The following is a 10,122-nucleotide window of genomic DNA, read 5'->3' on the forward strand; positions in this document are numbered from 1 at the left end:
TATAGCGGTTCTCGAATGGAAGCAATACAGTCTGATCTCTCTCCTAAGAGGAGCTATGGTGTACACACAAGTCAAAAAAAGTCTAATTTTCCATTGATTATCTCATCTATCTCGTTCCGATGCTCTGCATGGGAATGCCCCTCCTTGAGGCTCTGCCTCCAGTATGGCATTGAGTCTCTGACTCAATGAATGCATTCCCAGTCGGAGACTGGGAACGAGGAAAACTGCTATATTTTGAGATGCCTACGGCTGGCTACGCCTATGCATTTGCTATTTTGGCGTACCCATTTGCTATTTCGGCGTACCCATTTGCTATTTCGGCGTACCCATTTGCTATTTTGGCGAACGCATTTGCTATTTCGGCGTACCCATTTGCTATTTCGGCGAACGCATTTGTTATTTCGGCGAACGCATTTGCTATTTCGGCGAACGCATTTGCTATTTCGGCGAACGCATTTGTTATTTCGGCGCACCCATTTGCTATTTCGGCGCACCCATTTGCTATTTCGGCATTGGGCGTTGCCAGAGCTTATCCCTACTTAGGTAAAATTTTGAAGATAATATGTAGTTTTGCTGTAGTCGAATATTTCAGTCAGGAACTAAGGATACAATCACTATACAGATTTATTGGTACTTCAGGTAGCACATTATTATTAATTTGTACAGTACCTAATTCATAATAATTACGAGTTATTTAAGAGGAATTGTTGATGAGTACACAACAGCTAGAGCAAGTAAAGCAATTGCAAACCACTGTGAACAAAATGGAAGTAACACTGGGTGCGATCGCTGATGCTGTAGTCTGGGTAGGAGAAGACCGACTCATTCAATGGTGCAATTCTCGCTTTGAGTCTTTGGTAAACCAATCTCACGCTACTGTCTGCGGTGCGAAGTTAACTGACTTGCTACCACTCACACAATTAGGACAACCAGTTGCTTTATCCTGCTATCCTGATGTGCAGATACTCAATGGAGAGTATGAAACAGCAAATTATCAGTTGCAGCAAGATGAGCCAATAACATTACAAATTTCTGGTAGCTCTACCGGAATGACTAGCGATCGCTGTGCCATACTGGTGATTAGGGATATCACATTGACGCAACGAACTCAAGAATCCTTACAAGAGATTGAGGAGCGATTGCAGACATTAATTAATGCTACACCCGATATTATCTGTTTAAAAGACGGCGAGGGAAAATGGCTGCTGTCAAATCAGGCTAACCTAGAATTTTTAGAGCTACGAGGCGTTGATTATCAAGGCAAAACAGACTCAGAACTAGCAGAATTTAGCAATTTTTATCGCGATGCTTTGCTCAACTGCGATAAAACAGATGAACGAGCTTGGCAATTGGGATGTGTGCATCGGGTAGAAGAAGCTATTCCTCGTCCAGATGGAACAGTGAGCAGTTTAGATATGATTAAAGCTCCCCTATTTCACCAAGATGGTAGACGCAAAGCCTTGGTAGTTTTAGGGCGGGATCTGAGCGAACGCAAACAAACGCAAGTAGCTTTAGAAAACTCTCTATCTTTGTTAAGCGCTATCTTTGAATCGATTCAAGATGGTATATTAGTAGTCGATAGCTCAAGTAATATTACTAGTTATAATCAAAAGTTCTTAGAAATGTGGTCAATTCCACCAGAACTTTTCACGGAACCAGATCGTACTCAGCGACTAGCGTATCTGGCAAACCAACTAAAAGACCCTGATGCGTTTTTGCAACGAGTCCGAGAATTATATTCACAGCCGGAATTAGTTAGTTACGACTGGTTAGAACTAGAAGATGGCAGAGTATTTGAGCGCTACTCTTGTCCTCAGCGCATCGGCGAACAAATTATTGGTAGAGTGTGGAGTTTCCGCGACATTACCCAACGCCAAAGAGCAGAAGCAGCACTGCGACAAAGTGAATTACAATATCGCAGTATTTTTGAAGCAATTAATGATGGACTATTTATTACTGAGATAGAGACTGAAAAAGTCACCGAAGTTAATCCGGCGGCTTGTCAGATGCACGGTTACTCTTATGAGGAATTTCTAACTTTACATCCATCTGGTTATATTCACCCAGACTCACATTCTGTTTTTCTAGAGTTTGTCGAGAAAACCCGATGTGGCGAGCAATTTTATGGACAAGCAGTTGATATCTGCAAAGATGGCAGTTTAATAGATGTGGAAGTCAAAGGAACGACTTGCATTTATAATGGCAAGCGACATATTTTAGCAATAGTCCGGGATATTACTGCTCGCAAACGCACCGAAGAAGCGTTACGTCAAAGCGAAGCTCAGTACCGCGATTTGGTGCAAACAGCAAACTGTATCATTCTGCGTTGGGATGGTAATGGTGACATCATATTTTTAAATGACTACGGTCAAAGGCTTTTTGGTTTCGATGTAGATGAGATTATCGGAGGCAATGTTATCGGCACAATCGTTCCAGAAACGGAAACTTCTGGGCGCGATTTGCAGACATTAATGGTTGATATTTGTCAGCAGCCAGAAAATTATCTATTTAACGAAAACGAGAACTCATGTAAAAATGGCGATCGCGTCTGGATCGTCTGGGCGAATAAACCCATTTTAGATGCCCAAGGAAACTTAATCGAAATTCTTTCAGTCGGCACTGATGCCACAGAACGCAAACGCGCCGAAGCAGCCCTGCAAGAAAGTGAGTTAAAATTCCGTAGCATTGTTGAAAATGCCAACGATCTGATATTTGTCCTCTCGCCAGAAGGAATTTTTACTTATCACTCGCCGAATGTGACTGCAATCATGGGTTACAGCCTAGAGGAAATCGAAGGTCATTCTGTGGTGGGGTTTACCAAACCTGAAGATTTAGCAATTAGCGTCACCGCCTTACAAAGGGCGATAACTGGCGAAAAATTGACTGATATTGAAGTGCGATTGCGACACAAAGATGGTAGCTGGCGATGGTTCAACTTTAACACTTCCACAATTAACACTCCTAGCGGTGAAATTGCGATCGCCGGCGTGGGACGCGACATCACAGAACGCAAGCAAGCAGAAGAAGCCTTGCGTCGTAGTGAAATGAAATACCGCAACATCTTTGAAAATTCCCAAGTGGGGATTTTTCGCACCTGTCAAAAAGATGGATTGATTATCGATGCTAATCAACGTGGTGCCGAAATATTAGGTTTTACCTCTGCTGCTGGCTTAATTGGCAAGTATTTCACAACTGATTTATATGTCAATCCAGAAGATCGGGTGCAAATGTTAGCAGAGTTAAAAGAGTCCGGCGAAGTTCGCAATTTTGAAGTAGCACTGCGACGCTTGGATGGATCTGTTGTTTGGGTATTGTTATCACTTCGTCTCAACGCCGAAGAATCCTGTTTGGATTCTGTTTTTACAGATATTAGCCAACGCAAACAGCAAGAACAAGCTTTACGCTTAATTGTTGAGGGTACAGCAGCGAAAACAGGCAATGAATTTTTCAATTCTTGCGTTCGTTACCTTGCGGAAGTCTTGCAGGTTCAATATGCTTTAGTGACTGAGTTTGATGACGAGCCAAAAACGAGAGTCCGCACTTTGGCATTTTGGTGTAGCGGGGCTATTAACGAGAACTTGGAATATGATTTGCACGGTACTCCTTGCGAACATACCTTGCGAGGCAATATGTGTCACTACCCGCAAGCAGTACAAACTAGTTTCCCAGAAGATGCCGATTTAGTGAAGATGAATGCCGAGAGTTTTTTTGGCGTTCCTCTCACCAGTTCATCCGGCGAAATCATCGGACATCTAGCAGTTATAGATGTCAAACCCATGAAACCCGATCCGGGACGGGAACTGATTGTGAAAATCTTTGCTGCCCGTGCCGGTGCCGAATTGGAACGCAAACAAGCAGAAGCAGCCCTACAACAAAGCGAGTTAAAGTTCCGCACTATCGTTGAAAAGGTCAATGATGTGCTATTTGTAATGGCTCCTGATGGGGTTTTCAACTATATTTCTCCAAATATCTTGAAGACTACCGGATTCGCCCCCAGCGAAATGGAGGGTAATTCCTTGGCATTCTTTACTCATCCCGATGATGTGCCAAAATGGCTAGAAGTCGCCCAAAGTATTCTGGCAACAGGTGAGGGAATTTCGGGTACTGAGTTTCGCGGGAGACATCGTAATGGAAGTTGGGTTTGGCTAACTTCTAATGCAGTCCGCACACAGGATGCCCAAGGTAATTTTCAGATTGTGGGTGTAGCTCGTGATATTAGCGATCGCAAACAAGCAGAAGCAGCTTTGCAACGTCGTACTCAAGCCGAAAGTTTAATCAGCAGCATTTCTCGGCAATTTATTGACCAAGATTTAGCAACAGCAATTAATTTTACACTTCAGGCGATCGCTGAATTTATTGATGCCGAACACAGTTGCATCTTTGAATGCTCCCAGGATAAACGTGAATTCAACCTGATCCATGAATGGTGTGGTGAAGATGTTGCACCATTGATTGATATTGCCAGAGGTTCGCCTGTGGAAGTTTTTCCCTATTTCTACGAGCCGATTCTCCGTGGTAGGCATCGACAAATCTCTTGTGTGGAAGATTTACCCCTGCATCTACCTGAGCGAAAACTTTTTGAAAGTATGTCGTTTCAATCTATACTAGCTGTGCCAATGGTTCATGCTGGCAAAGTGGTTGGGTTTGTTGGTGCAGCGATGATTCACTATTCAAAAACCTGGAACCAAGAAGATATTAATCTGCTGAAACTGGTAGGTGAAATAATTGCGATCGGTCGAGCTAGACACCAGGCAGAAGAAGCGCTGAGAATTGCCAAAGAAGCCGCCGAAACTGCCAACCGAGCCAAAAGTGCTTTTTTGGCTAATATGAGTCACGAACTCCGCACCCCTCTAAATGCAATTTTGGGTTTTTCCCAATTAATGGAACGAGACACTAGCCTCAACTCAAACCAGCGGGAATCATTAGCTACCATTAACCGCAGTGGAGAACACTTGCTCAACCTGATTAACGATGTCTTGGAAATGTCCAAAATTGAAGCTGGACAAATCATTTTCAACCCCGAAGACTTCGACCTTTATCTGTTGTTGCAAACATTACAAGAGATGTTCAAAGTGCGGACACAGGCAAAGCAATTGTTTCTCAAATTTGAAATGGCTCCCAATCTGCCGCGTTACATCCAAACAGATGAAGGTAAACTCCGCCAAGTTCTCATAAACCTTTTGGGTAACGCTGTCAAGTTTACTCAGACTGGGGGAGTAACGTTGCGGGTAAGCTTGGGGAGCAGCACTTCGGCTACGCTCAGTGACCGGGGAGTAGGGGAGGCTGGGGAGGAAGAACTATTGATCCATGCCCCATGCCCAATGCCCAATGCCCAATGCCCAATACCCAATCCCCAATCCCTACACTTTGAAATCCAAGACACTGGACGGGGAATAGCGGCAGCAGAAATGAATAACCTGTTTCAGCCTTTTGTCCAGACAACAAGTGGTATTCAAACTAAGGAGGGAACTGGACTCGGACTGACTATCAGCCGTCAATTTGTACGGTTGCTGGGAGGCGATATTCACTTAACTAGTAGTCTTGGGCAAGGATCTACTTTTAGCTTTGACATTCAAGTGAATTTAGCCGCAGCTTTGAAAGCTGCACCAAAATTAAATAAGGGACGAGTACTGAAGCTAGCAGAAGACCAACCATCTTACCGTATTGTCGTAGTAGACGATCGTAAAGAAAATCGCGATCTGATTGTGCAACTTCTTAGTAGCATTGGTTTTGAAATTCAGGCTGCGACTAATGGACAAGAAGCGATCGCAATTTGGCAAACCTGGCAACCTCATCTAATTTGGATGGATATGCGGATGCCTGTAATAAACGGCTACGATGCAACTAAAGAGATTAGAGATAGGGAAAAAAATACAACTAGAAATTTCCGCACCGTAATTATTGCCCTAACTGCCAGTGCTTTTGAAGAACAACAGGCAAGTATCTTAGCCGCAGGTTGTGACGATTTGGTTCGTAAGCCATTCCGAGAGCAAGTGATTTTTGAAAAAATCGCTGAATATTTGCAAGTACGTTATATATGTTCAGAAGAAAGCAGCGAAGATGCAACAGACAAAAACTTAGAGAATACTCAATCTACTATCTTGGATCTCCGCCCTGCAATTAACGTTATGCCTGCCCAATGGCTAACAGAACTGAATCAGGCAGCCGTTGAAGTTGATGCTGAAAGGATTTTGCAACTCATTGAGCAAATTCCCCAAACTCATTCTGCGTTGGCAGAAAAATTGGCAAATTTAGTCCGCAACTTTTGCTTCGATGAAATTATCGATTTAACTGAGGAAAATATCTAATTATGAATAGCAAAACTAAATTATTGACTTTTGTCACCGTAATACTAACAGTTTCTTCTTTAACTATTAGCACAGTTGTCGCCAAGGCGAAACTAACGAATCAGTCAAAACTGTTTATTAACGGTATTGGCACAGTACAAGTCGGCATGACTGTCTCTCAAGCGGCAAAGGCTGCTGGTACTAAGCTAGTGGGCGATGCACCAAATAATAATTGCTATTATGTTAAGCCACAAAATGAACCTAAAAATCTTTCGTTCATGGTGACAAAAGGTCGGATTTCTAGAGTAGATGTGAGGCAAAATAATCAGATTACTACCTTCAAAGGTGCAAAAATTGGCGACACCGAAGCGCAAATCAAGTCTCTTTACCCAGGTCAAATTAAAGTTACACCTCATAAATACGTCCAAAACGGACATTACCTAACTTTCATCCCGAAAGACCGTAGCGATCGCAACTATCGTCTAGTCTTCGAGACTGATGGTAAAGTTGTCACTGAGTTCAGAGCGGGTAAATTACCAGAAGTCGAATATGTTGAGGGCTGTTCTTAATTTGGCGCTGCGAAAGAGGTCTAATGAACTGTTCGATCTACTGATTAAGAAGAATTTGCAAACATCAATTAGCAAACGCACATTTAGGGGATGATATAAAATGTCTGTTCCTTGTCATAATTCAGGAGCTTTATGACGACCAAATCTTCAAATTTATTTTTAGCGGTAGCACTGGCGATCGCTTCTTTGAGTTTTCCCGTATCCGTCAAAGCCGATACTGTGAATGCCCGTTGCGATGTATTCCCAAAAGGAGAAAACCGCGCCACATCTTCTGGCCCCTGTACCTTTTCCCAACGGCAGGGTGCGGTTAGCATTCAACTGGAAAATGGTAATAGCTATGACCTGCTGCCTTCGGGTAATCGACCCGGCAATTATCGCGATCGAAATGGTGATGCTGCCTATCGACAAGCTGGACTTGGCGATCGAGGACAGATTTACCGTCTCGCCAATGAGTCGATTTTTGTCTATTGGGATACATCTGCCAATGGACAAAACTCTGATAACAGAAATCGTAGGGCTGCTGGCGTCAGCCTGAAGCGGGTACTACCGTCTCTCGGTTGCGCGATCTAGTGGGGGCAAGGGCAGGACAAGCAGAAAACACAGTGAAAGAACGGGGCTATCGATGGGTCAAGAGTGATGATTCGGGCTACAGCTACTGGCTAGAAGGCAGAACTAACTACTGTGTAACAATCCAAACAGACCAAGGACGCTACCAATCGATTGTTTACACAGGGGGTGCAGCAGATTGTCAGAAGTAGTTGCTATCTGAAAAAACAATCCAATTCAGAGGGTACTGAGAGGATGTATTAAAAGCTAGCCGAGAAACCTGAAACTCGCATTCCTTTTCCAGCAAAAGGTTTTAGCTGACAATCCTCAATTTGCGTTCATTTGAATATTGTTGGCTTCAAAGGCTTGCCGTACCCGTAGACGGAACTCTCGCCCAACGTTCCATTGTTCCATAGGTGCAGTTTTAATCCAAACGCGCACTGACATACCTGTATGGGATAGGTCATCAATCCCCAACACTTGGGGCGATTCTGGCAGGCGATCGCGCCATTCTACTTCGCTATACAATTGTTTGCATACTTGCTTGAGAATCTCTAAAACCTGCTTGGGGTCGTTTTCATACGCCACTATAATAGAAAAGTCTACCCGCGACCAGAGACGGGTTAGATTGCTGACATTCATGATATTGCTATTGGGAATGGTAATTAATTTACCTTCGCTATTACGTAGTTGAGTCACCCGCCTTAAAGGACGGGTTGTTCGATCGTCACTGAGCTGGAGGATTAAATCCTGATTCAGAATGGCAATAGAAATTAGAGGAGTTTGTTTGGCTTTGTTAGTTCGAGCGAGCGCTCGCATCAACCGTTGCGTTATTTCTTCGGCACGTACCTCTACTGGAAGAGATCCATCTGGCGGTTGGCTGCGATTAAAAACAGTGGGAGAGACAATCTCAAACAATAAGCTTCTGTCTAAGGGTGAATACACAGACGCAATTTCATACATACCGAGGCGAGTAACACCATTAGGTGGCTTGTGCGGATCGTTGGAGGCTGCGGTAGGTAACGAAGGTAGTTGACTGTGAGCGATCGCACTCCAACCAAGCACCATTGCGATCGTCATCACACTGACTAGCACAAACCGAATTATTGAATGGAGGAAGCGATTAAACAGGAACATATCTATCAGAAAGTGATTGAGAAACTCGATCTTGAAGCCATGCTCACCTTGCTCTTGGAGCCATGCTCTACTGTATCAGGTACTCTCGATCGCCTCGGCATTTCGGCTGGAATCTACTCTAATCAACCTAACTGTGCTGCACCGCGCACCCTCGCAATCTCCGCACGCGCGGCTTTGGCTGCCGGACTATCGAGATTGTCTGTAGATGCAATTGCTGCTGCCAGATCGATCGCCGCATCGAGTATGAACCCAGCGCGTTTTGCCGCGTCAGGCCCGAATGAGGACTTGATCTCTTTCAGGTAAGCTCGCCGATTCCTCGGTCGGTTAGAAATCGCAGCCAGTTCAGCTTCTGTCACGATTCCGTTTGCAACGTCGTCAGCCAGGAGGACGCGGACAAACTTGCGCTGACGCTGCTCGGAGAACCGCCACGCAAGCAAAATCGCAACCGTTCCAATGGCGATGCCGATGGCCCCGAAGCCAATAAACCCGCCAATGGCATCCCAACAGCCATGAGCCAGACAAGCCAACAGAAAGAAACCTACCAAAATCGCGAGCCGATGGCCGAACGAGCGATTTTTCGCTTCGAGGAAATAGCCAAACCCTGTACCCGCAACTGCCGTGAAGAGCGAGTGACTCCAGAAACCGACCGCTGTGCGCATAATCAACACCAGCAACGCATTAGCAACCTGCTGCGATCCGAAGCTTGCGTCGGGGGCACCCACAATGTAAGACACGTTTTCAAAGACCTGAAAGCCGAGACCCACAAACGCACCAAGCAGAAACCCGTCGTAAGCGTTGCGGACATGGTTGCGTGCTAGTAAAGCGAGCATCACAAGCCCGACGAATTTGGAGCTTTCCTCCACGATGGGTGCCGTGAGGGCCGGACTCCAATGGCTATAAAAGTCGAAGCTGGTCAGCTTCGCAAATAGCGATAGGATTGCACCATTGCCAGGAAGCGCCATGACCCACGGCGCTACTAGTCCACCCCAGAGGAAGCCGAGCAGCGCGAGCTTGGCTGGCTCACGTTCATACCGATCTTTGTGCGTGAGAAACCAGATCCAAGGCAGGCAATACAGTGCCTGAGAGGAGAGGGCGATGAACAGAGCAGTGGGATAGATGGCGCTGTGGAACAAAAGTCCGCTGAAGACGTAAGTGCCTTTCAGCACGAGCAACCAATACAGGTAGCACGCCGGGTTGCGCGGCTGAAAAAATCGGACGGGATAGCTCCAGCCCGAACGATCGATGGCAGCCTTGCGGATTGTGTTCTCACTCTTTGAGGTGCTGGTCACGAACCGCCCTCCTTTGGTTTAAATGTGATGCTCTTAATCATGTCAGCGATCGGTTGCTCCAGTTGTGTGGAAGTAGCGGCCGGGCCCTTCACAATCACTTCGACTCCCTGACCCTTGCGATCGACGTATGCGAGCAGTAGACCAGTATAGTCGGGACCATTAATTCTCTTAGGCATCATGTAAAAATAACTTGAACAATTTGCCGAATGGTTAGATGATCGGAATGTAACCGAATTAAAGGCTTATATGTCTGATAAGCAGGTAGTAGAAAGCATTCAAGACAAGTACGATTCG

General features: G+C 45.2%; 7 protein-coding genes. 5 read left to right on the forward strand and 2 right to left on the reverse strand.

Translation table 11 applies throughout. The features are described from left to right. Positions 1–185: 185 nt before the first annotated feature. The 5 genes from AC1F2U_RS31630 (at position 186) to AC1F2U_RS31650 (ending at position 7,614) form a co-directional block, all read left to right on the forward strand. Positions 186–680, forward strand: coding sequence for a hypothetical protein (locus tag AC1F2U_RS31630; RefSeq protein WP_480264716.1), 495 nt, complete (start codon positions 186–188; stop codon positions 678–680). Between the two features lie 30 nt (positions 681–710). After that, positions 711–6,308, forward strand: coding sequence for a PAS domain S-box protein (locus AC1F2U_RS31635; RefSeq protein WP_480264717.1), 5,598 nt, complete (start codon positions 711–713; stop codon positions 6,306–6,308). Positions 6,309–6,310: 2 nt separating this feature from the next. After that, complete coding sequence (locus AC1F2U_RS31640) at positions 6,311–6,856, forward strand: hypothetical protein (RefSeq protein ID WP_480264718.1); 546 nt, start codon at positions 6,311–6,313, stop codon at positions 6,854–6,856. A gap of 132 nt (positions 6,857–6,988) precedes the next feature. After that, positions 6,989–7,426, forward strand: a complete 438-nt coding sequence (locus tag AC1F2U_RS31645; RefSeq protein ID WP_480264719.1) for a hypothetical protein — start codon at positions 6,989–6,991, stop codon at positions 7,424–7,426. After that, positions 7,426–7,614: a hypothetical protein gene (locus AC1F2U_RS31650; RefSeq protein ID WP_480264720.1), complete on the forward strand. Its 189-nt coding sequence runs from the start codon at positions 7,426–7,428 to the stop codon at positions 7,612–7,614. Before AC1F2U_RS31645 ends, AC1F2U_RS31650 begins: the two co-directional genes overlap by 1 nt. Before the next feature lie 115 nt (positions 7,615–7,729). On the opposite strand, the gene AC1F2U_RS31655 is transcribed toward AC1F2U_RS31650, so the two are convergent. Both AC1F2U_RS31655 and AC1F2U_RS31660 read right to left on the reverse strand, forming a co-directional pair. Continuing rightward, on the reverse strand, positions 7,730–8,539 hold the full coding sequence (locus AC1F2U_RS31655) for a mechanosensitive ion channel domain-containing protein (RefSeq protein ID WP_480264722.1): 810 nt from the start codon (positions 8,537–8,539) through the stop codon (positions 7,730–7,732). 122 nt (positions 8,540–8,661) lie between these two features. Continuing rightward, entirely contained in the window at positions 8,662–9,828 is a 1,167-nt protein-coding gene (locus tag AC1F2U_RS31660; RefSeq protein WP_480264723.1) for a PrsW family intramembrane metalloprotease, read from the reverse strand. Between the last annotated feature and the right edge of the window lie 294 nt (positions 9,829–10,122).

Source organism: Nostoc sp. LEGE 12454 (assembly GCF_056620565.1).